Origin of the sequence: Blautia sp. NSJ-140 (assembly GCF_022868965.1) — a bacterium.
In the GTDB taxonomy this organism is placed as follows: domain Bacteria; phylum Bacillota; class Clostridia; order Lachnospirales; family Lachnospiraceae; genus Blautia_A.
In genome coordinates this window covers 420988-446774 of record NZ_JALIFS010000001.1, presented here as the reverse complement: position 1 = coordinate 446774, position 25787 = coordinate 420988, and the positions used below count along the sequence as shown (strand labels likewise).

19 protein-coding genes are annotated in these 25787 nt (G+C 45.5%); 16 read left to right on the top strand and 3 right to left on the bottom strand.

Annotated elements, in window-relative coordinates; translation table 11 throughout:
• Positions 1-256: 256 nt before the first annotated feature.
• A complete protein-coding gene (locus MUB50_RS01990) occupies positions 257-1120 on the top strand; it encodes a MurR/RpiR family transcriptional regulator (RefSeq protein WP_118512689.1) in 864 nt (287 codons plus the stop codon).
• A gap of 56 nt (positions 1121-1176) precedes the next feature.
• Here MUB50_RS01990 and MUB50_RS01985 read toward each other — a convergent pair whose 3' ends face one another.
• Positions 1177-1443 (bottom strand): hypothetical protein, encoded by a 267-nt coding sequence (locus MUB50_RS01985; RefSeq protein ID WP_015526267.1) that lies wholly within the window; start codon positions 1441-1443, stop codon positions 1177-1179.
• Between the two features lie 227 nt (positions 1444-1670).
• On the opposite strand from MUB50_RS01985, the gene MUB50_RS01980 reads away from it, so the two are divergent.
• From MUB50_RS01980 to MUB50_RS01915, 14 genes are all read left to right on the top strand, one after another.
• Complete coding sequence (locus MUB50_RS01980; protein WP_244789875.1) at positions 1671-3929, top strand: hydratase; 2259 nt, start codon at positions 1671-1673, stop codon at positions 3927-3929.
• A gap of 2300 nt (positions 3930-6229) precedes the next feature.
• Complete coding sequence (locus tag MUB50_RS01975) at positions 6230-6928, top strand: RluA family pseudouridine synthase (protein ID WP_244789877.1); 699 nt, start codon at positions 6230-6232, stop codon at positions 6926-6928.
• A 140-nt stretch (positions 6929-7068) separates the two neighbouring features.
• Positions 7069-8166 carry a substrate-binding domain-containing protein gene (locus tag MUB50_RS01970; protein ID WP_118512686.1) on the top strand — a complete coding sequence of 366 codons (1098 nt, stop codon included), beginning with the start codon at positions 7069-7071 and terminating at the stop codon, positions 8164-8166.
• A gap of 302 nt (positions 8167-8468) precedes the next feature.
• On the top strand, positions 8469-8777 hold the full coding sequence (locus tag MUB50_RS01965; RefSeq protein WP_118512685.1) for a hypothetical protein: 309 nt from the start codon (positions 8469-8471) through the stop codon (positions 8775-8777).
• A 16-nt stretch (positions 8778-8793) separates the two neighbouring features.
• Entirely contained in the window at positions 8794-10800 is a 2007-nt protein-coding gene (locus MUB50_RS01960) for a V-type ATP synthase subunit I (RefSeq protein ID WP_118623230.1), read from the top strand.
• A 4-nt stretch (positions 10801-10804) separates the two neighbouring features.
• Complete coding sequence (locus MUB50_RS01955) at positions 10805-11275, top strand: V-type ATP synthase subunit K (protein ID WP_015526259.1); 471 nt, start codon at positions 10805-10807, stop codon at positions 11273-11275.
• Positions 11276-11295: 20 nt separating this feature from the next.
• A complete protein-coding gene (locus MUB50_RS01950; protein ID WP_015526258.1) occupies positions 11296-11889 on the top strand; it encodes a V-type ATP synthase subunit E in 594 nt (197 codons plus the stop codon).
• A gap of 30 nt (positions 11890-11919) precedes the next feature.
• On the top strand, positions 11920-12891 hold the full coding sequence (locus MUB50_RS01945) for a V0D/AC39 family V-type ATPase subunit (protein WP_244789959.1): 972 nt from the start codon (positions 11920-11922) through the stop codon (positions 12889-12891).
• Entirely contained in the window at positions 12884-13204 is a 321-nt protein-coding gene (locus tag MUB50_RS01940) for a V-type ATP synthase subunit F (RefSeq protein WP_118512683.1), read from the top strand. The genes MUB50_RS01945 and MUB50_RS01940 overlap by 8 nt, the downstream gene beginning before the upstream one ends.
• Before the next feature lie 24 nt (positions 13205-13228).
• Positions 13229-14998: a V-type ATP synthase subunit A gene (locus tag MUB50_RS01935; RefSeq protein ID WP_118512682.1), complete on the top strand. Its 1770-nt coding sequence runs from the start codon at positions 13229-13231 to the stop codon at positions 14996-14998.
• A gap of 1 nt (position 14999) precedes the next feature.
• Positions 15000-16373, top strand: a complete 1374-nt coding sequence (locus MUB50_RS01930) for a V-type ATP synthase subunit B (protein ID WP_118512681.1) — start codon at positions 15000-15002, stop codon at positions 16371-16373.
• A gap of 14 nt (positions 16374-16387) precedes the next feature.
• Positions 16388-17062 (top strand): V-type ATP synthase subunit D, encoded by a 675-nt coding sequence (locus MUB50_RS01925; RefSeq protein ID WP_022427340.1) that lies wholly within the window; start codon positions 16388-16390, stop codon positions 17060-17062.
• A gap of 530 nt (positions 17063-17592) precedes the next feature.
• Positions 17593-18147, top strand: a complete 555-nt coding sequence (locus tag MUB50_RS01920; RefSeq protein ID WP_118512680.1) for a phosphatase PAP2 family protein — start codon at positions 17593-17595, stop codon at positions 18145-18147.
• A 161-nt stretch (positions 18148-18308) separates the two neighbouring features.
• Positions 18309-19499: a pyridoxal phosphate-dependent aminotransferase gene (locus MUB50_RS01915; RefSeq protein WP_244789879.1), complete on the top strand. Its 1191-nt coding sequence runs from the start codon at positions 18309-18311 to the stop codon at positions 19497-19499.
• A 159-nt stretch (positions 19500-19658) separates the two neighbouring features.
• Here the strand turns inward: MUB50_RS01915 and adhE are convergent, their stop codons facing one another.
• Both adhE and typA read right to left on the bottom strand, forming a co-directional pair.
• Positions 19659-22295 carry a bifunctional acetaldehyde-CoA/alcohol dehydrogenase gene (gene adhE, locus MUB50_RS01910; RefSeq protein ID WP_244789881.1) on the bottom strand — a complete coding sequence of 879 codons (2637 nt, stop codon included), beginning with the start codon at positions 22293-22295 and terminating at the stop codon, positions 19659-19661.
• Positions 22296-23048: 753 nt separating this feature from the next.
• Positions 23049-24881, bottom strand: a complete 1833-nt coding sequence (gene typA, locus MUB50_RS01905) for a translational GTPase TypA (RefSeq protein ID WP_118512766.1) — start codon at positions 24879-24881, stop codon at positions 23049-23051.
• Positions 24882-25082: 201 nt separating this feature from the next.
• Here typA and MUB50_RS01900 point away from each other — a divergent pair, with 201 nt between their 5' ends.
• On the top strand, positions 25083-25709 hold the full coding sequence (locus tag MUB50_RS01900; RefSeq protein WP_015526248.1) for a single-stranded DNA-binding protein: 627 nt from the start codon (positions 25083-25085) through the stop codon (positions 25707-25709).
• Positions 25710-25787 lie beyond the last annotated feature (78 nt).

Below are 25787 nucleotides of genomic sequence, written 5' to 3'. Positions count from 1 at the left end.
AAATAAATATTTTTAATTTTGGTATTAAGAATAATATTATTCATCTGATGAACAGAGTATATCATAATGAATTTGAGTAGTAAATAATTTTATTCATTAAAATATATACAAAAATATTTATATTCTTTTGGGCGCTTTTACATAACCATATGTTAAAATAAAAACAGTGTATAACAGAATAGAATGTGAACATTCGATTTACTGCTTTACGACAGATGTATCAAGTATAAAATCAGTAAGACCAGGAGGATATTTCATGGAAAATCAGTTACAGAAGCTGATCATTTCAGCACAGCTGACACCAAAGGAAAAAGAAGTTGCAGACTATGTTCTTGAAAATCTGCAGAAATGCTGTTTTATGACGTCAACAGAGCTGGCCGGGGTGCTGAATGTGAGCTATTCCTCCGTGATCCGGCTTACCAAGACACTGGGCTTTACCGGGTATCCGGACTTTCAGAATTTTCTGAGGGAGAGCTATGCGGAACAGTCCAGGGATGTGGATGCCGGAATCCTCATTCCTGCGGAACGTATCGAGGCGATCAAGAAAAAGGAGCACAAGGCAACGGTTCAGGATACGGTATGTGCCTATACTCTCAGCAATATCCAGAGTACCATCGCCGGCAATACCGAAGAACAGTACCGTAAAGCCACCAGTATCCTCATCAACAGCGATGTGAAATATATTTTTTCCTCAAGAGGATCAACCTGTGTGGGAGAATTTTTGAATACGATCCTCAGACAGACACTTCCTCATGTATATAATTACGGAAGTCATGGACAGAACATGTTTGATTTTGCCAGTGATCTGAAAAAAGGTGATGCTGCTGTTTTTATCACCTACTCCAGGTATTCCAGGCTGATGTATCTCACTGCTGAGATGGTACATAAGCAGGGGGCATCCATTATCCTTTTGACAGACAAGCCTACCTGTGAAACAGCCAAGTTTGCGGACGTGGTACTGACGGCCAGAGGCGACAGCAGTGAATTCTATAATTCCTATGTAGCAGGAATGTTTGCCGCAGAAATGCTCTGCGCTTATATATGCAGAGAAACAAACTACTCCAATCAGGAGCTGCTGGAGCGCATTGATGAATATACCTCCCAGATTGGGAATTTTTAAAAAAAGAGAACGCAGGATAAGCATTCGTGGCTTTCCTGCGTCCTTTTACATGTTACTCAGTCTTCCTCGATTACCTGGATCTCCAGGTAGTCGAATTCAATATGTTCAATGAAATTATCCTGATAAAAACGGGCCTTATCATGCTTTTTGAAATCCCGCACCGTGGCATCCAGCCAGATAGGATTTCCCAGATCCATTTGATAGCAGATTTCCTCAAGTCCGTGAAAAATCTTGTGGGTTCTGGTATCATCGCTGTCATCACAGACAACGGTGTCCTGAAGCATGCGATTGTCTTTCCATATTTTTCCCCATAAACGAAACATAAACAGTACCTCCGTATTGAAACTGCCACAGCCGGCAGAATATAAATATCCGTCCGATATGGTCTTCAGTATAGCGGATTTTGCAGGGAAAGTAAAGCACAGGGCAGCAACGCTTGTACGCAAAACAATGCACCAGGTATGCTCACTTTTATTGACTAATGTGTAAAAATCCTCTATAATAAACGAAATTATGAAAAAAAGAATCATTACAGATTGGAGGAACCGAAATGAAACTTTACGATACCGGCGTTTATCTTCAGAACGGACAGGAAATCATTCCCGAGAACCAGGCTGATCTGCCTGTAGCGAAAGAAGAGGCTGCTAAGAATACCATCGCATATTCTATTCTTAAGGCTCACAATAAATCTGATAACATGGAGAAGCTTCAGATCAAATTTGATAAACTGACTTCCCATGATATCACATTTGTAGGAATCATCCAGACTGCGAGAGCTTCAGGACTTGAGAAGTTCCCGGTACCATATGTACTGACCAACTGTCATAACTCCCTCTGTGCAGTAGGCGGAACCATCAATGAAGATGACCACATGTTTGGTCTCACCTGTGCCAAAAAGTACGGCGGAGTTTATGTACCGCCTCATCAGGCAGTTATCCATCAGTTTGCAAGAGAAATGCTTGCAGGCGGCGGAAAGATGATCCTCGGCTCTGACAGTCATACAAGATACGGAGCACTTGGAACCATGGCTATGGGAGAGGGCGGACCGGAACTTGTAAAACAGCTTCTCTGCCAGACATACGATATTAATATGCCAGGCGTAGTTGCTATTTATCTGAAAGGTGCTCCACGTCCGGGTGTGGGACCTCAGGATGTTGCGCTTGCCATCATCGGCGAGGTTTTTGCCAACGGCTATGTGAAGAATAAGGTTATGGAGTTCGTTGGACCAGGAGTTGCCAGCTTAAGCGCAGATTTCCGTATCGGTGTTGATGTTATGACAACAGAAACCACATGTCTTTCCTCCATCTGGCAGACAGATGCGAAAATCGAGGAATTTTATGCGATCCACGGAAGACCGGAGGATTACAAAGAACTGAAACCGGGCAACGTTGCATACTATGACGGCTGTGTAGAGATCGACCTCAGTGAGATCAAACCAATGATCGCAATGCCGTTCCACCCGAGTAACACCTACACCATCGATGAGCTGAAGGCAAACCTTGACGATATCCTTGCAGATGTGGAGAAGAGAGCACAGGTAAGCCTTGACGGAAAGATTCCGTTCACATTGAGAGATAAGGTAGTTGATGGCAAGCTTTATGTTGAGCAGGGAATCATTGCCGGCTGTGCAGGTGGCGGATTTGAGAATATCTGTGCAGCAGCAGATATCCTCAAGGGCAAAAATATCGGCCATGATGCCTTCACCTTAAGTGTATACCCGGCAAGTACTCCGATCTACATGGAGCTGGCTAAGAACGGTGTTCTTGCAGAACTGATCGGAACAGGCGCAGTTGTGAAAACTGCATTCTGCGGACCGTGCTTCGGTGCCGGAGATACACCTGCAAACAATGCATTCAGTATCCGTCATACAACCAGAAACTTCCCGAACCGTGAAGGCTCCAAGATCCAGAACGGTCAGATCTCTTCTGTTGCACTTATGGATGCACGTTCCATTGCAGCTACAGCAGCAAACAAGGGATTCCTTACCTCAGCAGAGGAGTTTGACGGAAGCTATTCCGAGCATAAATACTACTTCGATAAGTCTATCTACGAGAACCGTGTATTTGACAGCAAGGGCGTGGCAGATCCAAGCGTAGAAATCCAGTTTGGACCGAATATCAAAGATTGGCCGGAGATGGCTGCACTTGCAGACAACCTGATCCTGAAGGTTGTTTCTGAGATTCACGATCCAGTTACTACCACTGACGAGCTGATCCCGTCCGGTGAGACATCCTCCTACCGTTCCAACCCGCTTGGACTTGCAGAGTTTACATTGTCCAGAAAGGATCCGGCTTACGTTGGCCGTGCAAAAGAGATCCAGGCAGCACAGAAGGCAATCCAGGCAGGTAGCTGCCCGGCAGAGGCTGTTCCGGAACTGAAACCGGTTATTAAAACCATCAACAAGACTTATCCGGATGTAGATAAGACCAACCTTGGCGTAGGAAGTACCATCTTTGCAGTGAAACCGGGCGATGGCTCTGCCAGAGAGCAGGCTGCATCCTGTCAGAAGGTACTTGGCGGCTGGGCAAACATTGCCAATGAGTATGCAACCAAGAGGTATCGATCCAATCTGATCAACTGGGGTATGCTTCCATTCCTGATCCCGTCCGGAGATCTTCCGTTCAAGAACGGTGATTATCTGTTCTTCCCGGGAATCCGCAAGGCGGTTGAGGAAAAAGCAGACGTGATCAAAGGCTATACCGTTGAAGGTGATTCTTTGAAGGAGTTCGAGGTAACTCTGGGTGAGCTGACAGACGATGAGAGAGAGATTATCCTTAAGGGTTGTCTGATCAATTATAATCGTAAATAGATGCAGGGATTGAACATATGCAGAGCGTGAAGGCGTTGGAGCTGTGTTCATGAATATGCTGCGGAGAGGAATATAGTAATTTAAGAATTTCCGTATTGTTTTGCAGACTGGTGACCATTTTGATCAAGGTTGCCGGTCTGCTTTTTGCTTTTGGGGTTATGGATACTTATTTATGGGATGTGGACGATGCGGACGCGTGAGGTGTCCTGTGGGGAGCAGGGGCTGTCGTTTCGCCTGGTCATACTAAGCGTCTGAGGCAACCTGTGAAAAGGCCGGCCCATAACTCGCCATGTACGCTGATGCGTACCTGGCTCAGACAGATGGGTCTTATTCTGCGGCCTGTATCCGCAGAATACCTTTCCACAGGTCACCTCAGCCGCCAAGTATGACCAAAGGCTCACTCCGAAGCCCCTGCTCTCCACAGGACACCTCACGCTGACATTCCCAGAGACAAACCCCAGCCTCGGTAAAAATATCAAGAAAAGCTCAACAAATGATGACCGTCTCAACACTCTTCGTTATTCAATTTTTCTTCTTCTTCGTTCTTTCGAATAAAGTTTATCTCAATCCCCTGCGAACATTGCAAAGTACAAACATTGTAAAGTACAAACATTGCAATGTTTGCAGGGCCAATGCAGTCACACAGAAACTTTTCTAACTAACTTTCCATGTTCGAAAGTCAGGGCGGGAAGGACGGGAGGGGCGGGTGACTCTGCAGGAGTCGTAGTACTTCTTAGGCCGCGGGGAGGCTGCGTTGCTGGAAAAATCCCAGCTGTTTGAGCGTCAGCGAGTTCTGGGATTTTTTCAGCGGTTTTAGCAGAATCCCCGCAGCCTTAGAAGCACTAGACCTCCGAAGCCTCACCCGCCCCTCCCGTCCTTCCCGACCGTCCGTTCGCAACATACCATCCCGTTCTTCACAACTTCACAATAGCATAAATTAACAGAAAATAATAAAAAACACAAACAAATTATAAAATATAAACACCTAACAAAACAAATAAATAAAAATAATAGCATAAAAACACAAAAATGTATTGACAAATGCCAGCAACGATGTTATTATAAGACCATCAAAAACAACAAGAGAAAAATAAAAAAAGAAAATCATTCAATTCATAGCATAGATGCACATGAAGGATGAAGAAAGGAAAAGGTGATTCCAGTGGGAACATGAACAAACACCATCATCAATATGAGAGTGACAGGAACCGAATTTCCTGCAAGAAAGACCTGATACAGATCACATATGATACACCTTAAGAAAACAGAAGTTTCTTTTATGAAATATAAATAAGATCCTCTTAAATCTTACTTATATTTTAAGAAATCAGAAACAAAAGGAAATCAGTATTTCAGGTAATATAGAATCGGTAACTCATATTGAACAACTGTCACACACCTGATACAAAGATTTCAGGAAATATGTAAAGAAATGTTTCCCGAAAGAGTAAAACCCTCAACTCACCGGTTCGTTGGAAAGAAGAGATTCCAAGAACAAACGTGAAGATGAGAACGATACTTTGAAATGCATATCAGAACCATTAGGATATGGATTGAAGCTTTGCATCAGAAGAATATCTGAGAGGATATTAAAAACAGAAGAATCGGGCAGGAACTTTTTTCCAGGATACTTTAAAGAACTGCAGAGGAGAAAATCCCAGTAGGTCGATTTGAATCAGCAGATCACAAAGTACAGAGATAACAAATGGTTTTGAATTTAAGAAGTTAAGTCCAGAATTGTTTAGTGAACAGGAAAAAGTATAACCACCGAAATTCTTCAGATAAACAGGAAATCAAACATCGTAAAAGATGATTTCCAATCTATAAAACTTTCTAAGTAATCGAAGAGATATACTTACATATATCAGTCGTTTATGAGCAGGAAATAAAAAAGAAGAGAGAATCTGAAAAAGAAAAATTTCAAAATTGAATAAAGAGAATCGAAATTATTTTATAAAGTATATAAAATCAGAGATTTCGATTGATAAATATAATAAGTATAACAAGAAAACTTTATTCGAAAGAACGAAGAGGAAGAAAAATTGAATAACGAAGAGTGTTGAGACGGTCATCATTTTTGGAAACTGTAAAAGTAAAAAAAGTGATGACCGTCTCGTTGTGTATATAAGATTGCATATGTTAAGTATATAATCGTTCCGAAAAGCCCTAGATAAAATAATATGATCCGATCAGAGATCAAAATTTTCAATCAGAGATTTTCCGAACAGTTATATTTATCAGTTGCCATCAAAAACATCATCAGTTATACTTCTGTGAGAAAGGAAGTAAGATGAGAAAATATGTGGAATTATCAGATTGAAGAAAATATTTTATATGAAGACAAAGAAATCCTTGTGTGCAGAAAAACAGCAGGAATGCCGGTGCAGGCAGCAAAAATAGGAACAATGGACATGGAAAGTGCCCTGAAAAATTATCTGGTTAAAAAAACACCGGGAAAGATCCCATATCTGGGAGTAGTGCATCGCCTTGATCAGCCGGTAGAAGGCATTCTTGTATTTGCGAAAACACCCGAAGCAGCAGGAAATTTGAGTAAACAGATGATGGCAGGAGGCGCCGGAAAATATTACCTGGCAGTAACAGAGGGAAAAGCAAAGAACCCAGAAGGGACTCTTACAGACTATCTGAAAAAAAATGGAAAAGCCAACATGTCTCAGGTTGTGTCTGCAAATACACCGGGAGCAAAAAAAGCGACCCTTCACTATAAAGTTCTGAATCAGCAGGAGATAAACGGAAAATCCCGGACACTTCTTAAGATCAGGCTGGAAACAGGTCGACATCATCAGATCCGTGTGCAGCTCTCTCATGAGGGAATTCCCCTTCTGGGAGACCGGAAATATAATCCTTCAGGAGAAAAAGGTACATCACTGGGACTTTGTTCCAGTTGTCTGGAATTCAAACACCCCAGAACAGGAAAAATGATGAAGTTTGAAACAGAGCCACAGGGAAGCGCGTTTCTGGATTTTGTGAAAAAAATGTAAAAACTCTGGACGGAAATACGAAAAAGTGTATAATGTAAAAAGCAAGTAACCAAATGTAAGTTTTTTGTAAAGTATAAGTTACTGTGGACGGACAAGGCAGACGATAAAGAACAGTAACCAGCGAGGAAGAGGAGATTACAATGAAAAGAGCTGCAGTAGCGTCAGCAGCCTTGTTGGCTGTGGCAACCCTGCTGACAGGCTGTCAGAAAGAAGAAGTAGAAAAGCTTGTTGCACCGCTTGTAGCAGATGTCCAGGAAACCCCTGAAGCAACTGAAGTGGAAGAAGAAAAAAGCCCGCTGATCCCTGAGATCGATGACACTCTTTCTATTGAAGAAGGTGCCAGAATAGCTGTTGTCAGCAAAAGCAAAAAAGGTGAATTCTGGAATAAAGTAAAAGAAGGAATGGAAGCTGCTGTCAAGGACGTAAATGAGGCGTACGGTTTCAAAAAAGACAAGCAGATCACGATGACCTTTGAGGGTCCGGATGATGAAGAGGACGTAGAAAGTCAGATCAATACTCTTGATGCAGTGATCGCTGAGAATCCATCTGTAGTGTGTCTTTCTGCCGGAGACATGGATTCCTGTCAGGCACAGCTGGAAGCAGCGAAAGAGAACGGAATCCCGGTGGTCGCATTTGATTCCAATGTCAGTGATACGAAGCTGGTCAGAGCTTTCCGTGGAACAGACAATACACAGATCGGCAAATATGCAGCATATAAGCTTGGCAGCGCCATTGGAAAAATGGGAAATGTGGCTGTTTTTTCTGCACAGGAGAAAACACAGAGCGCTCAGGAACGTGTAAAGGGATTTCTGGATAATATTGCAAATTATACGGATATTAAAGTGGTGGAAACCGTATATTCTGACCAGGTTGATGATATGAAAGAAGCCATGAAGGAAGTTTTGGATAAATATCCGGCACTGGATGGTGTTTTCTGCACCAATGCCGAGGTTTCTGAAATGTTTCTGGAGGTAAATAAGGACACAGGAGAAAATAAAGTTGCTATGGTAGGCGTAGATGCAACCAGCAAACAGCAGGAAGCAATCCAGAAAGGGGAAGAACTGGGAGTGCTTTCCCAGAATCCTTATGCGATGGGATATCAGACAATGTGGGCGGCTATTCAGTCTACTGCACCGAAGAAGGAAACAAAGATTGATAAGAAGGTTTTACTTGATCCGGTATGGATCGATGCTGAGAATATCAAGAGCGAAGACATTACAAATTATCTGTATAATTAACAGATAATTTGTAATTTGGTCGGATGAGGCAGTTCACATTTATCACCTGTTCATAACTGAAAGCCATCAGTCCGATGAAGATGTAAAGAACATTTTCATCGGGCTGATGGCTTTTTTGAATAAAAATAAAAAATATGAATAGAATAAACAAATAAAAAGTGTGCGAAAAAATGGCAAAAATATAACATATATGACGAGTTTTTGACACAATACAAATAAATTTCTCGTTAAATTGCATAATAAATATTGTTTTGAAAAAGTGATTGTGGTACAATTTGGATATGCAGAGAGGCGGTGATCAGATGATCCAGGAAACGATCAAGGCAGTGAAAGAGGCGGAGGCAAAAGCGCAGCAGAAGATAAAGGATGCATCCGTCCGTGCACAGAGTATCATCAGCGAAGCTGAGAAAGAGGCAGAGAATATTATCAGAAAGTCGGAAACAGCCGCCGGCGAACAGGCGGCATCTGATATGAAAGCAGCCGAGGAACGTGCACACAGTACAGAGAACACTGTCGTTGGACAAGTAGAGGAGGAGCTTGCAGCTTTGAAAAAGAAAGCGGAGTCGAAGCACGAGCAGGCTATCCAGGCAGTAATGGACAGTTTGTTCTGAGAGGGGGAGTGCGAAAATGGCAGTATTGCAGATGCAGCGAATCAGTATCTGCGCAATGAAAAAGAACCGTAAGGCCATATTGGAAGAACTGCAGTCAATTGGAGTATTGGAGATCGATGCAGCGGAGCTGGATCCGGAGCTTAAGACGATGGATACCATGAATGCCCGGCTGATCTTTGAGAAGAACGCATCCCTTTGTGATCAGGCAATCGAAATACTGGATGAATTTTCAAAGGAAAAGCAATCCATGCTGGCATCCCTGGCAGGGAAACCGCTGATCGGAAGGAAGCAGGAGGAAGAAGCTATCCGGGATCAGGAAGAGATCCTGAGAACAGCCAGAGAAATCCAGGGATACCGGAAGAAGCTTACAGAGAACAGTGCGGCGGCAGTTAAGCTAGAACAGCAGGAAGCAGCTCTTGCTCCATGGCTGAAGCTGGATATTCCGATGAACTTCGGAGGTACAGCGAAAGCAGCGGTACTTGTGGGAAGTATTGACGGAAATATAACTCTGGATCAGGTATACAGTCAGCTGGCAGCGGATGCACCACAGCTTGAAGCCTTTGATATCCGGGAAATCTCAAATGACGCCGGTAAGCTGAGCCTGGTGGTTGTCTGCCTGAAAGCACAGGCGCAGGAACTGGAAGAAGCGCTTCGGATGCAGGGATTTGCAAGACCGGCACAGCTGGTATCAGAGGTTCCGGCACAGGAGCTGGAGAACCTTAAGAATGAAGTGGTACGCATTCAGGAAGAGTCCGAACAGATCCGGGAGCAGATACGAGCTCTTCACGGCAGGAAGAGCTCTCTTCAGCTTTTGTCCGATTATTTCCGAATCCGTGCACAGAAATATGAGGTATTAGGACAGCTCCGCCAGTCGGAGAGCACTTTTTTTGTGACAGGATATCTTCCGAAGAAACAGGTTCCTGCAATGGAGAAACGGTTTACGGAGAAGTACGATATTGTTTTTGAAGCAGAAGATGCTGAGGGAGAAAATGTTCCGGTTGCCCTTCAGAATGGTAAATTCGGAGCAGCAGGAGAGGGAGTTCTGGCAGCATTTGGTCTTCCCGGAAAGGGAGAGATCGATCCTTCCACGATCATGACAGCCTGCTATGTATTTCTTTTCGGACTGATGTTGTCAGACGCAGCATATGGACTGATCGTCTTTGCAGTCTGTCTGGGAGTACTTCTGAAGTTCCCCAGGATGGAGAGCGGAATGCAGAAATCCATCCGGCTTTTTATGTACTGTGGATTGTCCACTTTGTTCTGGGGAGTGATGTTTGGCGGATATTTCGGAGATTTTATCGATGTATTTTCGAAGGTATATCTGCACAGGCCGGTCACGGTGAAGCCGGTATGGTTTGCACCGTTAAATGAGCCGATGCGACTTCTGGTGTTTTCCATGCTGTTTGGCCTGATCCATATGTTTCTGGGAATGGGGCTTAAGGGCTACATGCTGTTACGTGACAGAAAATATCTTGACTTTTTCTGTGATGTAGTGCTTTGGTTCCTGCTTCTTATGGGACTGATCCTGATCTTTATCCCAAGCAGCATGTTCCGTTCTATTTCTCAGATGGATCTGAATCTTTCACCGGCAGTGATACAGGTCGGAAAATGGATGGCGATCATCGGAGCAGTGGGAATTCTCTTCATGTCAGGAAGAGATAAGAAGAATCCGTTCCTGAGACTGGCGCTTGGAGCCTACGATCTTTACAATATCACGGGATGGGTCAGTGATATCCTTTCCTACTCCAGACTTCTGGCTCTGGGACTTGCCACCGGAGTTATCGCGTCAGTTATGAACCAGATGGGAAGTATGCTGGGAGACAGTGTTCTGGGATGGATCGTATTTATCCTTGTATTTGTGATTGGTCATATCTTTAACCTTCTGATCAATCTTCTGGGTGCATACGTGCACACCTGCCGATTACAGTACGTAGAGTTTTTCGGCAAATTCTTTGAGGGCGGAGGAAAAGAGTTCCACCCCTTCCGCGAAAATACAAAATATGTAGATATTAAGGAGGATTAATATTATGAGTGGTATCGTTTGGGCATTATTGGGAGCAGCAATTTCCGTAGCTCTTGCAGGTATAGGTTCCGCCATCGGTGTTGGTACAGCCGGCCGTGCAGCAGCAGGTGTTGTAACAGAAGACCCGGACAAATTTGCCAAGGTTCTGCTTCTGCAGCTTCTTCCTGGTACTCAGGGTATTTACGGACTGCTGGTAGCATTCCTTGCACTTTCCAAGGTTGGTATCCTGGGCGGAGGTGTTGCTGATATTTCCCTGGAAACCGGTCTTATGATCTTTGTGGCTTGTCTTCCGATTGCTATCGCAGGTCTTCTTTCCGCAATCCATCAGGGAAAAACTTCCGTAGCTTCTATCGGTATCGTAGCCAAGAAGCCGGAGCAGTTCGGTAAAGCCATGCTTTTCCCTGCAATGGTTGAGACATATGCGATTCTGGCTCTTCTGATCTCCATTCTTGCAGTCAGCGGAATTCAGGTTTGATTCATCAGGAGGGGCAGAGCATGACAGGATTAGAGAAGATGGTAAGCCAGATTCTTGAAGAGGCCGATGCTTCTGCAGCCGTTACGATCAGTGATGCGGAGAAAAAAGCCGCAGAGATCCTCAGGGAAGCCGGAGAAAAGGCAGATAAGATCCGGCAGCAGAGAGAAGAACAGTCTAGGGCAAAGGTGAAAAGCTATGAAGAGCGGACAGCTTCCGCTGCAGATATGAAGAAGCGTACCGCAGTTCTTGCAGCCAAGCAGGAACTGATCGGAAATGTGATCGCAGATGCCTGTGACCGTGTGAAGAATCTGGATGAAGAAAAATATTTTGGGATCCTTAAGAATATGGCTGAGAAATATCTTCTTCCAAGAGAAGGAGAGATCTGTTTTTCAAAAAAGGATCTGGAACGTATGCCGGCAGGTTTCCGTGAGGAAATAAAGAGCCTGGCACAGAAAAAGGGTGGTGTGCTGGAAATTTCCGGTGAAACCCGAAACATAGACGGAGGTTTTATCCTGATATACGGCGGCATTGAGGAAAACTGTTCTATTGATGCCATGTTCGCGGAGAAGCGGGATGAGCTTCTGGATCAGGTAAGAAAGATTTTGTTTGCGTAAAACACCATCGCAAAAAGGAGGGCGTGAATGATGTTTGGTGAAGATTATGCCTATGCGGTGGCGAGGATACGTGTTCTGGAGACCGGACTTCTGAATCAGGCGGCGATCGAGCAGCTTCTGGCATGCCAGGATGAGCAGCAGTGCCTTCAGATCCTTACAGAGAAGGGCTGGGGAAACGGTGATCCTGCATCCGGTGCGGACGCCATTCTTTCCAGGGAGAGAGAAAAGACCTGGGAGATCATGGATTCGCTGGTAGCGGATCGATCTGTTTTTTCCGTTCTCTCTTATCAGGATCTTTTCCATAACCTGAAAGCGGCTGTGAAGGCCAGCATCCTGGATGGGACAACGCCGAATATTTTTTTCAGCGACTGTGCTATTGACGGGGAGGATATGGTGAAATTTCTGAAGGATAAAGAATACGACCGTTTTCCGGAAGATATGCGGGAAGTAGCAAGAGAGGCCTATGAGACCTTTTTGCACACAAGAGACGGACAGCTTGCGGATATTATCGTAGACCGGGCAGCACTGGATGCCATAAAAAAAGCCGGAGAACGGTCAAAAGAAGAGATCGTCCGGCAGTATGCGGAATCCACGGTTGCAGTAGCAGATATCCGGATTGCAGTCCGTGCCTGCAAAACAGGAAAAAGCTCGGACTTCATGAAAAAAGCCATGGCAGAATGTGACACACTGGATAAGGAAAGACTGATCCACGCTGCAGTCAGCGGAATGGATCAGATCATGAGTTATCTGGCAGAAACGAAATACGGGGACGGAGCTCTGGCACTGGCGGAATCGGCTTCCGCTTTTGAGAGATGGTGTGACAACCAGATCATGGAGACCATCCGCCCTCAGCTGTACAATTCATTTTCACTGGGACCGCTGGTAGCCTATGTGCTTGCCCGTGAGAATGAGATCAAGACGGTGCGGATCATTCTCACCGGAAAGCGCAGCGGCCTTCCGGAAGAGTTTATCCGGGAAAGGGCAAGGGAAATGTATGTATAAGATCGCGGTTTTGGGTGATTATAACAGCATTTACGGGTTTGCGGCGCTTGGCCTTGATACCTTTCCGGTGGAGGATCCCACAGAGGGAAAAGAGAAGCTAAACCGTCTGGCAACCGGTGAATATGCGGTTATTTATATTACGGAACAGCTGGCAGCCCAGCTTTCCGCTGAGATCAGTAAATACAGTGAGGCGCTGATGCCGGCGATCATTCAGATACCTGGAATTGCCGGAAATACAGGTGCAGGAATCGAAAATGTAAAGAAATCTGTGGAGACGGCAGTTGGCTCCGATATTCTTTTCAGTAATGAGTGACAAGAAAGCAGGTGATTGGTTCAGATGAGCAGAGGAACCATTAAAAAGGTAGCAGGACCGCTGGTAATTGCCAAAGGTATGCGAGATGCGAATATGTATGACGTGGTTCGTGTAAGCAGCCAGCGTCTGATCGGTGAGATTATTGAGATGCATGAAGATGAGGCTTCCATACAGGTATATGAGGAGACTTCAGGACTTCGCCCGGGAGAACCGGTAGAGTCTATGGAAGTTCCCCTTTCTGTGGAACTGGGACCTGGCCTTATCACAAGTATTTACGATGGAATCCAGCGTCCGCTGGACGACATCATGAAAGTAGCAGGCAGCAACAACCTAAAACGAGGTGTTGAGGTACCTGCGCTGAAGCGGGACAAAAAATGGAATTTCGTCCCGGTTGCGAAAGTGGGAGATGAGCTGGAAGGTGGCGATGTTCTCGGAACCGTTCAGGAGACTATCGTTGTTACACAGAAGATCATGGTACCACCCAATATGAAGGGCACTCTGAAAGAAATCAGATCCGGTGAGTTCACCGTGGACGAGACCGTTGCAGTTCTTTCCACAGCAGATGGAGATAAAGAACTGACACTGATGCAGCACTGGCCGGTACGACGTGGCCGTCCATATAAGAAAAAACTTCCGCCGGCCAAACCTCTGGTAACCGGTCAGCGTGTTATTGACACCATGTTCCCAATCGCTAAGGGTGGTGTGGCAGCAGTTCCTGGCCCGTTCGGAAGCGGCAAGACCGTTATCCAGCATCAGCTTGCAAAATGGGCAGAGGCAGATATCGTAGTTTATATCGGCTGCGGTGAGCGTGGAAATGAGATGACAGATGTTCTGAACGAGTTCCCGGAGCTGAAAGACCCGAAAACAGGCCAGTCTCTGATGGAGCGTACCGTTCTGATCGCAAACACCTCAGACATGCCTGTTGCGGCACGTGAGGCTTCTATTTATACGGGTATTACCATTGCGGAGTATTTCCGTGATATGGGATACTCCGTAGCATTGATGGCAGATTCCACTTCCAGATGGGCAGAGGCTCTCCGTGAGATGTCCGGACGACTGGAGGAGATGCCAGGTGAGGAAGGTTATCCTGCATATCTTGGTTCCCGTCTTGCACAGTTCTATGAGCGTGCCGGACATGTGATCTGCAGTGGAAAAGACGGAAGGGAGGGTGCCCTGACAGCAATCGGCGCCGTATCTCCTCCAGGTGGTGATATCTCTGAGCCGGTTTCCCAGGCGACACTTCGAATCGTAAAGGTATTCTGGGGACTGGACGCAAACCTTGCATATAAACGTCATTTCCCGGCGATCAACTGGCTGACCAGCTATTCTCTGTATCTGGACAGCGTTGGCGGATGGTTTGACGAAAATGTGGCCAATGACTGGATGAAGCTCCGCCAGAGAATGATGACCCTTCTTCAGGAAGAGGCAGAGTTGGAAGAAATCGTAAAGATGGTAGGTATGGATGCGCTTTCTCCGGGTGACCGCCTGAAAATGGAAGCAGCCCGTTCCATCCGAGAGGATTTCCTCCACCAGAACTCTTTCCACGAGATCGACACCTACACATCTCTGGAAAAACAGCACAACATGATGCGCCTGGTACTTGCATTCTATGATGCAGGCCTGGATGCGCTGAAACAGGGTGCAGATATCAATGATATCGTAAAACTGCCGGTACGTGAGCAGATCGGCCGTTACAAATATACAAAAGAAGATCAGCTGGCAGCGGAATATGAGAAGGTAACCCGCCAGCTGGCAGCAGAAACTGCAGAACTTCTGGGAAAGGAGGGCCTGTAAAATGCCAAAAGAATATAGGACCATACAGGAAGTTGCCGGCCCTTTGATGCTGGTACGGGGCGTTGAAGATGTGGCATTTGACGAACTTGGTGAGATCGAGCTTGCCGATGGCGAAACAAGAAGATGCCGTGTTCTGGAAATCGACGGAAGCAATGCACTGGTGCAGCTGTTTGAGAGCTCCACAGGTATCAATCTTTCCAACAGCAAGGTACGTTTCCTGGGACGGAGCATGGAGCTTGGTGTATCCGGCGATATGCTGGGCCGTGTTTTTGACGGGCTGGGACGTCCCATTGATGACGGCCCGGAGATCCTTCCGGAGGAAAGAAGAGATATCAACGGACTTCCCATGAATCCGGCGGCCAGAAGCTATCCGGAGGAGTTTATCCAGACGGGTGTATCTGCGATTGACGGACTGAATACTCTGGTACGTGGACAGAAACTTCCGATCTTCTCTGCATCCGGTCTTCCCCATGCACAGCTTGCGGCACAGATCGCAAGACAGGCGAAGGTTCGCGGAAAAGATGAGCAATTTGCCGTTGTATTTGCAGCCATGGGTATTACTTTTGAGGAGTCAAACTTCTTTGTAGAGAGCTTTAAGGAAACCGGAGCTATAGATCGTACTGTTCTCTTTGTGAACCTGGCGAATGACCCGGCTGTTGAGCGTATCGCTACTCCGCGAATGGCACTGACAGCAGCGGAATATCTTGCCTTCGAAAAAAACATGCACGTATTGGTAATCCTTACGGATATCACAAACTATGCGGATGCTCTCCGTGAGGTTTCAGCAGCTCGTAAGGAGGTTCCGGGACGTCGTGGATATCCCGGATATATGTACACAGATCTTGCTTCTCTTTATGAACGTGCAGGCCGTCAGAAAGGAAAATCAGGAAGTATCACCATGGTTCCGATCCTGACTATGCCTGAGGATGATAAGACCCATCCAATCCCGGATCTTACCGGTTACATCACAGAGGGACAGATCATCCTGAGCCGTGAGCTTTACCGTAAGGGAATCACACCGCCCATTGATGTTCTTCCGTCTCTGTCACGACTGAAGGATAAGGGTATCGGTGAAGGCAAGACAAGAGCAGACCATGCTAACACCATGAACCAGCTGTTTGCCGCATATGCTCGTGGTAAAGAGGCCAAAGAGCTGATGACCATTCTTGGTGAGGCAGCTCTCTCCGACATTGACCTGATCTATGCAAAATTTGCGGATGCTTTCGAGAAGGAATATGTTTCCCAGGGCTATCAGGCTAACCGTGATATTGAGGAAACACTGGCCATCGGCTGGAAGCTGCTTTCCATTCTTCCGAGAAGCGAGCTGAAACGTATCGATGACAAATTCCTTGATCAGTATTACGGAAAAGTATAAAGGGGGGATGATTTGTGGCATCAACACAGGTGAATCCTACCCGTATGGAGCTTACGAAGCAGAAAAAGAAGCTGGTGACTGCAGTACGTGGCCACAAGCTTCTGAAGGATAAGCGGGACGAGCTGATGAGACAGTTCCTGGATCTGGTACGGGAGAATATGGAGCTGCGAAAAAAAGTAGAAGCCGGTATCCGAAGTGCCAACACCAATTTTGTCATTGCAAAAGCTGGAATGTCGGAGGAAACGCTGAATACGGCACTGATGGCTCCCAAGCAGGAAGTTTATCTGGAAACCGGAAAAAAGAATGTTATGAGTGTGGATATTCCTGTTTTTGAATACAAAACAAGAACACCGGATGCCAACGATATCTATTCCTATGGCTTTGCTTTTACATCCAGTGATCTGGACGGAGCGGTAAAATCTTTGGCAGACATCCTGCCGGATATGCTTCGTCTGGCAGAAGTGGAAAAGGCCTGTCAGCTTATGGCTTCCGAGATCGAAAAAACAAGACGTCGTGTAAATGCCCTGGAGCATGTCATCATACCGGAAGCCCGGGCAAACATTAAATACATCACCATGAAGCTGGATGAGAATGAGAGAAGTACTCAGATCCGACTGATGAAGGTGAAAGATATGATGCTGGAGGAGGCACATCATTATAAGGAGCGGGAGGCAGAGCGCGGAGCGTAAAGCGCAGTCATCCTGAAAGAAAAAGAAAAGTTTATATAGAAAGTTTGCAGCTGTTCAGAACGTAATATCCCACGAGGGTACTGAACAGTTACGAAGGTTTTAAGTAACGGGAAGGAGACGTCTCTGTGCAGTGTTTTGACAGCACAGAGACGTTTTTTGATGGACAAGTGGATATTCGTAATTGAAGTAGGTCACAGAAAACCCGAGACATACTGCGCGAATTTATGCGATCAGCATAAATTCTGTGCATCGCGAAGCGTGTTACTGAGAACGGAGTGAACAGTGACAGTTATTTAGTTAATTTATAAATATTTAGTTTTTGTTATTAGAAAATCAAGAAAAATACAGTATAATAGATAAGAGGTAAATCAGACAGCTGCAGATGTAGAGATATAAAAGAAAGCTGCTCTGTCTGCTGAAAAATAAAGAAAGAGGAGAAACTGATTTGACCAGGTAAACTGCCGGGCAGCTGCATGGCTATGAACAGCTGGCAAAGCAGATTGCGGTATCGTCTGATCAGTAAGAGGTATATGAATATTTTACAGTCAATACAACAGCTGGACGGAGAAATCCTTCTTCTGATCCAGCAATATTTAAGAACGGATATGCTGACACCATTTATGAAATCTGTTACATTTCTGGGAAACGGAGGATGGTTCTGGATTCTCTGTGCAGTTGTTCTTCTTGCTGTCCCAAAGACAAGAAAAACAGGCTATGCGGCAGCCTTGTCCCTGATCTTCGGGGCAATCGTTACCAACCTGCTTCTCAAAAATATAGTGGCAAGACCAAGGCCTTTTGCGGAAATCGAAGCGCTGATCCCCATGATCACAAAACCGAAGGATTTCTCTTTTCCGTCAGGTCACACCACAGCATCCTTTGCCGTTGCTCTGGTAATGCTCCGGATGCTTCCTAAGAAATTCGGAATCCCGGCAGTAGTCCTGGCAGCACTGGTGGCATTTTCCAGACTGTATCTTGGCGTCCATTATCCGACAGATGTTCTGGCCGGATTCGTGATCGCGCTGGTGGGAAGTACGCTGTCAGTGTGGATCGTGCGAACGAAACCGGAAGACAAACAGGTACACTAGATTGTCCTGAAGATAGGAAAATATGAAACACTTTACCTGGACAAAGTATTGACACGCTGAAGCAAGACGGGGTAAAATTGTAGACAGTATGACAGATTCTGACTATGGTAGAAATAATGATTTGGAACCCTGTAAAATCGGATAAAAGGAGAATATACAAAATGATATCAGAAAAAATGAAACCCTACGTAAAAAATAATTCCGCCATCCGTATGATGTTTGAGGAAGGAAATCGCCTCCGTGCGAAATATGGCGCAGATAAGGTTTTTGACTTCAGCCTCGGAAATCCAAGTGTACCGGCACCGGACAGCGTCCGCGAAGCAATTATTGAGCTTGTAAACACTACTGATCCGACAGTTCTTCATGGATATATGAGCAACGCAGGATTTGAGGATGTACGCCAGACCATCGCAGAATCCCTCAACAGACGTTTCGATACGAAATTTTCCGCAAAGAATCTGATCATGACCGTCGGTGCTGCAAGCGGACTGAATGTGATCCTGAAAACAATCCTGAACCCTGGAGAAGAGGTGATTGTTTTTGCACCATATTTTCTGGAATACGGTGCATATGTCCGTAATTATGATGGTATCCTTGTGGAAGTTTCTCCGGATACCACAACCTTCCAGCCAAACCTTGCTGAATTTGAGCAAAGAATCACACCGAAGACAAGAGCGGTTATCGTAAATACCCCACATAATCCTACCGGAGTTGTATATTCAGAAGAAACGATCAAAAAACTTTCCGCAATCCTGGAAGCAAAACAGAAAGAGTTTGGAACCGTGATCTACCTGATCTCCGATGAGCCATACCGTGAGCTGGCTTATGATGGCGTGGAGGTCCCATACCTGACGAAATATTATAATAATACTGTTGTAGGCTATTCCTACAGCAAATCTCTTTCACTTCCGGGTGAACGTATCGGATATCTGGTGATCCCTGATGAGGCAGACGGAAGCGAAGAGCTGATCTCAGCAGCAACCATTGCAAACCGTACACTTGGCTGTGTAAATGCACCGTCCCTGATCCAGAAGGTAGTTGCAAAATGTGTAGATGCCAAGACTGATCTTGCAGCTTATGATAAAAATCGTCAGGCACTTTATAATGGCCTGAAAGAATGCGGATTTGAGTGCATCAAACCACAGGGTGCCTTCTATCTCTTTGTAAAATCTCCGGTTGAAGACGAAAAAGCCTTCTGTGAAGCCAGTAAGAAATATAACATCCTTATGGTACCGGGAAGCTCCTTCGCATGCCCCGGTTATGTGAGACTTGCATATTGTGTATCCTATGAGACAATTGTGAATTCTCTTCCTGAATTTAATAAACTTGCAGCAGAGTATGGCTTGAAATAAATAAACGATCATCACAAAGCAGTTGAATAAAAGATCCCCGGTACAGTCTGTTCATGCAGACATGTATCGGGGATCTTTTGCAAGAGGGAATAAGCAAATGAAACGTAGCCGGGAGTGAATAGACTCCCGGCTGTGTTTCATTAAAAGGATGTTCCACATTTATTTGGCTTTTTTCTTTTCTTTATTTGGCATTTCTCCGTAGTAAGCTTTCAGATAGATATCTTTCAGCTCGGATACAAGCGGATATCTCGGGTTGGCACCGGTACACTGGTCATTGAAGGCCTGCTCGGACATCTCATCCAGAGTTTCCAGGAAATACTTCTCATCTACGCCGTAATCACGAATCGTCGGCAGGATCTCGATAGTTCTCATAAGCTCATCCAGTTTAGCAAGAAGTTTTTCGAATACTTCTGCATCGTTCTTGCCTGTAAGACCTACAGAACGTCCGATCTCAGCGTAGCGTGCAAGTGTCTTCGGATACTGATACTGTGGGAAGGTACCCATCTTAGTCGGAACCTCAGCACTGTTGTAACGCATAACATCCAGAAGAACAACTGCGTTTGCGATACCGTGTGGCAGGTGATGGAAAGCACCGAGCTTGTGAGCAAGAGAGTGGTTAACGCCGAGGAATGCATTGGCGAATGCAAGACCTGCCATGCAGGAAGCGTTAGCCATATGATCTCTGGCCTCTACGTCATTGCCATCTTTATATGCTCGCGGCAGATACTCAAATACAAGCTTGATCGCTTTCAGTGCAAGACCATCGGTGTAATCGGAAGCCATCATAGAAACATAAGCCTCAATGGCATGTGTCATAACGTCGATACCGGAAGCACGGGTAAGTCCCTTCGGTGCGCTCATCATGTTGTTGGTATCTACGATTGCCATATCCGGGAGAAGCTCGTAATCAGCCAGTGGCCATTTAACGCCGGTATCCTGATCTGTGATGATGGCGAAAGGAGTAACCTCGGAGCCTGTACCGGAAGAGGTCGGGATCGCTACGAAGTAAGCTTTTTTGCCCATCTTCGGGAAGGTATAAACTCTCTTACGGATATCCATGAAGTCCATGGACATATCGGAGAAGTCAGCGTCCGGATTCTCATAAAGCATCCACATAACCTTGCCGGCATCCATTGCGGAACCGCCGCCAAGAGCGATGATGCAGTCCGGCTCAAAGGCTGTCATAGCCTTGGCACCGGCTTTGGCGGAAGCGAGAGACGGGTCAGGAGCTACATCAGAGAAGCATGTATGAACGATGCCCATCTGATCCAGTTTATCTTCGATCGGTTTGGTGTAGCCATTCTTGTAGAGGAAGGAGTCTGTTACGATGAAGCAGCGTTTCTTGCCCATAACAGTACCGAGCTCATCAAGAGCAACCGGCATACAGCCCTTCTTAAAGTAAACCTTTTCCGGTGTTCTCATCCAGAGCATATTCTCTCTCCTTTCAGCAACAGTCTTGGTATTGAGAAGGTGTTTGACACCAACGTTCTCGGATACGGAGTTACCGCCCCAGGAACCGCAGCCAAGAGTAAGGGATGGAGCAAGCTTGAAGTTGTAAAGGTCACCGATACCACCCTGGGAAGAAGGAGTATTGATAAGGATACGGCAGGTTTTCATAGCTGCCTCGAATTTATCCATCTTCTCTGTTTCATTTACGTTGATGTAGAGGGAAGAGGTGTGACCATAGCCGCCGTCTGCAACAAGCTGTTCAGCCTTTGCAACAGCATCGTCAAAATTCTTGGCCTTGTACATGGCAAGTACAGGGGAAAGCTTCTCGTGTGCGAATTCCTCGCTGATATCAACGGATTCAACCTCACCGATCAGGATCTTGGTCTCAGCCGGTACAGTAACGCCTGCCATTTCAGCAATGGTAGCAGCCTTCTGTCCTACGATCTTGGCATTCAGTGCGCCGTTGATAAGGATGGTCTTTCTGACTTTCTCGATCTCGTCTTTCTTAAGGAAGTAGCATCCTCTGTAAAGGAACTCTTCCTTCACTTCTTTATAAATGCTCTCCAGAACAGTTACGGACTGCTCGGAAGCACAGATCATACCATTGTCAAAGGTCTTGGAGTGGATGATGGAGTTAACTGCAAGACGGATATCTGCGCTGTCATCAATAATGGCAGGTGTATTTCCGGGTCCTACACCAACAGCCGGTTTACCGGAGGAGTAAGCTGCCTTGACCATTCCGGGACCACCGGTGGCGAGGATGATATCAGCGTTCTGCATTACCATGTTGGTAAGATCAAGGCTTGGGATATCGATCCATCCGATGATTCCTTCCGGCGCACCTGCGGCAACAGCTGCTTCCAGAACAACTTTTGCAGCTTCAATAGTGGATTTCTTGGCACGCGGATGCGGGCTGATGATGATCGCATTACGGGTTTTCAGGGAAATAAGAGATTTATAGATTGCTGTGGAGGTCGGGTTGGTTGTAGGGATAACTGCGGCAATCAGTCCTACAGGTTCCAGGATCTTCTTGAGTCCGTAAGCCTTGTCTTCTTCTACAACACCACATGTTTTAGTGTTCTTATATGCATTGTAAACATACTCTGCTGCGTAATGGTTCTTGATAACCTTGTCTTCCATGATGCCCATGCCTGTTTCCTCAACAGCCATCTTGGCAAGTGGGATACGCATCTTGTCAGCGGCGGTAGCAGCTGCCTTAAAAATCTTGTCAACCTGCTCCTGTGTGTAGGTAGCAAAGATCTTCTGTGCTTCTTTCATTGCAGCCATTTTCGCGGTCAGGGCTTCTGGAGTGTCGATGATGGTAGGGATAGTTTCTTTCTTTGCCATGTGGAATCCTCCTGTTTTCATATGATAATGGTCTGTGGTTCTGCGGGCTTATCCTTTTTTTGCCGGCAGATGCTGCAGAGTTTTTGTAAGTCCCCGCGCTGCGTTTCGTTGTTGATTCAATCTGATTGAATTTTCTGCTTTGATACTGATATAGTATCAAAATTCTGAAAAAAACGCAAATTCTGAATTTTTTCGCTATGTGCAAAATGACGAACAGAAAATCGTGGGAAAATACTGTAAATTTTACTTTGCAGAACGCTGAATTACTGGAAAAACCTTAAAAAAAATTTTTGAAATTCAGCATTGTGCATAAAAAACATGTTAAAAAATTGTCAGCACTGACAAAAAACATGCATACATATGAAGGGCGGGCAAAAGATAAAACGCAGCATGCAGTTAAAATATTAACGTTAAACTTTTGTCAAACGATCATGTAGACATTATAATTCAAGTAATTTCAGACGTCAATAGCGGATTCGATAAATAATTAACAAAAATAAAGGGGAATTTTGACAAATAATTAACAAAAATATCATACCATGGTAAAGTATAGAATCATAAGAAATAAAAAAACTTGAAATTGTTAAAAATTTCAGAATAATTAAGCAAAAACTATTCGGATTTTCCGGCAGAAAACGGAATTTCCGGCAGAAAAAAACTGCCATACGGGAAATGCTTCCCATATGGCAGTTGTATAAATGTGGTTGATGCGAAATATTACCGGTGAACCGTAACTATAGCAGTCAAAACCTATCAGCTCTTACGGAATGCGGCACGTTTTCTGTCTCTGGAGTCCAGAATACGTTTACGGATACGAAGGCTTGTCGGTGTTACCTCAAGAAGCTCATCCTGGTCGATGAACTCAATGGCCTGCTCAAGACTTAAGATCTTTGGCGGAACAAGCTTCAGTGCATCGTCAGCGGAAGAGGAACGAGTGTTGGTAAGGTGCTTGGTCTTGCAGACATTCAGTTCGATGTCCTCAGCCTTTCCGTTCTGTCCGATGACCATACCGCTGTAAACCTTCTCGCCAGGTCCGACAAAGAGAGTACCACGTTCCTGAGCAGAGAAAAGACCGTAGGTAACAGTTTCGCCTGCCTCGAATGCGATGAGTGAACCCTGTTTACGGTACGGGAAGTCTCCCTTGTATGGTGCATATCCGTCAAACATGGTATTCAGGATACCGGTACCCTTGGTGGAGGTAAGGAATTCATTACGGAATCCGATCAGTCCACGGGAAGGGATGGAGAATTCGAGACGTACACTTCCGTCGCTTGCTGTGCTCATACCCTGAAGTTCACCCTTACGCTCGCTGAGCTTCTGGATGATAGTACCGGAAAATTCCTCCGGAACGTCAACATATGCGATCTCGATCGGCTCAAGCTTACGTCCGCGATCATCTGTGTGATAAAGTACCTCCGGTTTGCTGACTGCAAACTCGTATCCTTCACGGCGCATATTCTCGATAAGAACGGAGAGATGAAGCTCACCACGTCCGGAAACCTTGAAGCACTCGGTTGTGTCTGTGTCTTCCACACGAAGGCTGACATCGGTGTTCAGCTCACGGTAGAGACGGTCACGAAGGTGACGGGAAGTAATGTATTTACCTTCCTGCCCTGCAAGAGGGCTGTCATTTACGAGGAAGTTCATGGAGATTGTCGGATCGGAGATCTTCTGGAACGGAATTGCTTCCGGATTATCTCCTGCACAGAGAGTATCACCGATGTGGATGTCCGCAATACCGGAGATTGCAACAATAGCACCGATGGTGGCACTCTTAACCTCAACCTTGTTCAGACCGTCAAACTCATACAGCTTGCTGATTTTCACACGCTCGTGCTTGTCCGGGTCATGATGGTTCAGAAGCATCAGCTCCTGGTTTACGGAAATAGTTCCGCGCTCAACCTTACCGACACCGATACGGCCTACATATTCATTGTAGTCGATGGTGCTGATAAGAACCTGTGTATCTCCGTCCGGATCTCCCTCAGGAGCAGGGATCGCATCAAGGATAGTCTCAAAAAGAGGAGCCATATTCTCAGGCTTATCATCAAGGTTACGAACTGCGTAGCCGGCCTTTGCGGAGGCATACAGGAACGGGCAGTCCAGCTGCTCGTCAGATGCGTCCAGGTCCATGAGAAGTTCCAGAACTTCGTCGACAACCTCCTCCGGACGTGCTTCCGGACGGTCGATCTTATTGATGCAGACAATAACATGCAGGTTCAGTTCGAGAGCTTTACGAAGTACAAATTTAGTCTGAGGCATGGCACCCTCGAAGGCGTCCACAAGAAGAATAACGCCGTCTACCATCTTCAGCACACGCTCTACCTCGCCGCCGAAGTCCGCATGACCTGGAGTATCGATGATATTGATTTTTACATCCTTATAATGAACTGCGGTGTTTTTGGAGAGAATCGTAATGCCGCGCTCACGCTCAATATCGTTGGAGTCCATGACACGTTCCTGGACTTCCTGGTTTTCACGGAAAACACCGCTCTGTTTCAAAAGCTCGTCAACAAGTGTTGTTTTACCGTGATCGACATGGGCGATAATGGCCACGTTACGAACATCTTCACGCTTGGTCTTCATATAATCCAAATCCTTTCTTTCCATATATAAGTAATCTTTTTTGTTAAAAATGATGTCCAAATTTATAGTCTATCACATTTTGGTGAGATTACAAGACATAAAAAAATATTTTTGGTTTTTCATTTTTCAGGCATATTATACCGCAAATGCACATAGATTGATATAGACGAAATACACGAAGAGGAAGGAGAGCTACTTATTATGGCAGATAAAATTATTGAAAACAATCAGGTATCCGTTATGGGACGGATCGCTACGGGGTTTACTTTCAGCCATCAGGTCTTTGGAGAAGGATTTTACATGATGGATATCCTGGTAAAACGTCTCAGCGATTCGGAGGACAGGATCCCGGTGATGGTGTCTGAGCGGCTGATCGATATCACACAGGATTATGTGGGAGAATATATCGAGATCCACGGACAGTTCCGATCCTATAACCGTCATGAAGAAAAGAGAAACCGGCTTGTGCTTTCAGTTTTTGCCCGGGAAGTGAAGTTTGTGGGGGAGGAAGAAGAAACTGTGCCGGTTAATCAGATCTTTCTGGACGGATATATCTGTAAACCGCCTGTATACAGAAAAACACCGTTGGGAAGAGAGATCGCAGATCTTCTGATGGCAGTCAATCGACCTTACGGAAAATCCGATTACATACCATGTATATGCTGGGGAAGAAATGCCAGATATGCTTCTGCTTTTGAAGTAGGCGGGCATGTACTGATCTGGGGCAGGATCCAGAGCAGGGAGTACATGAAACGGATTAGTGAAAACGAGACAGAAAAAAGGATTGCCTATGAAGTTTCGGTAAGTAAATTGGAATATGTTGAGTAACATTGGATATATTTTGGAATAGTGGTGAGAACATTAAGGTAACACTTGCATTTCCAGCCAATCTGCGGTAATATAAAA

Excerpts from the sequence above, each read along its gene's own strand:
- MUB50_RS01990 (WP_118512689.1), top strand. The coding sequence starts at position 257 with ATGGAAAATCAGTTACAGAAGCTGATCATTTCAGCACAGCTGACACCA.
- MUB50_RS01985 (WP_015526267.1), bottom strand. The coding sequence starts at position 1,443 with ATGTTTCGTTTATGGGGAAAAATATGGAAAGACAATCGCATGCTTCAG.
- MUB50_RS01980 (WP_244789875.1), top strand. The coding sequence starts at position 1,671 with ATGAAACTTTACGATACCGGCGTTTATCTTCAGAACGGACAGGAAATC.
- MUB50_RS01975 (WP_244789877.1), top strand. The coding sequence starts at position 6,230 with ATGTGGAATTATCAGATTGAAGAAAATATTTTATATGAAGACAAAGAA.
- MUB50_RS01970 (WP_118512686.1), top strand. The coding sequence starts at position 7,069 with ATGAAAAGAGCTGCAGTAGCGTCAGCAGCCTTGTTGGCTGTGGCAACC.
- MUB50_RS01965 (WP_118512685.1), top strand. The coding sequence starts at position 8,469 with ATGATCCAGGAAACGATCAAGGCAGTGAAAGAGGCGGAGGCAAAAGCG.
- MUB50_RS01960 (WP_118623230.1), top strand. The coding sequence starts at position 8,794 with ATGGCAGTATTGCAGATGCAGCGAATCAGTATCTGCGCAATGAAAAAG.
- MUB50_RS01955 (WP_015526259.1), top strand. The coding sequence starts at position 10,805 with ATGAGTGGTATCGTTTGGGCATTATTGGGAGCAGCAATTTCCGTAGCT.
- MUB50_RS01950 (WP_015526258.1), top strand. The coding sequence starts at position 11,296 with ATGACAGGATTAGAGAAGATGGTAAGCCAGATTCTTGAAGAGGCCGAT.
- MUB50_RS01945 (WP_244789959.1), top strand. The coding sequence starts at position 11,920 with ATGTTTGGTGAAGATTATGCCTATGCGGTGGCGAGGATACGTGTTCTG.
- MUB50_RS01940 (WP_118512683.1), top strand. The coding sequence starts at position 12,884 with ATGTATAAGATCGCGGTTTTGGGTGATTATAACAGCATTTACGGGTTT.
- MUB50_RS01935 (WP_118512682.1), top strand. The coding sequence starts at position 13,229 with ATGAGCAGAGGAACCATTAAAAAGGTAGCAGGACCGCTGGTAATTGCC.
- MUB50_RS01930 (WP_118512681.1), top strand. The coding sequence starts at position 15,000 with ATGCCAAAAGAATATAGGACCATACAGGAAGTTGCCGGCCCTTTGATG.
- MUB50_RS01920 (WP_118512680.1), top strand. The coding sequence starts at position 17,593 with ATGAATATTTTACAGTCAATACAACAGCTGGACGGAGAAATCCTTCTT.
- MUB50_RS01915 (WP_244789879.1), top strand. The coding sequence starts at position 18,309 with ATGATATCAGAAAAAATGAAACCCTACGTAAAAAATAATTCCGCCATC.
- adhE (WP_244789881.1), bottom strand. The coding sequence starts at position 22,295 with ATGGCAAAGAAAGAAACTATCCCTACCATCATCGACACTCCAGAAGCC.
- typA (WP_118512766.1), bottom strand. The coding sequence starts at position 24,881 with ATGAAGACCAAGCGTGAAGATGTTCGTAACGTGGCCATTATCGCCCAT.
- MUB50_RS01900 (WP_015526248.1), top strand. The coding sequence starts at position 25,083 with ATGGCAGATAAAATTATTGAAAACAATCAGGTATCCGTTATGGGACGG.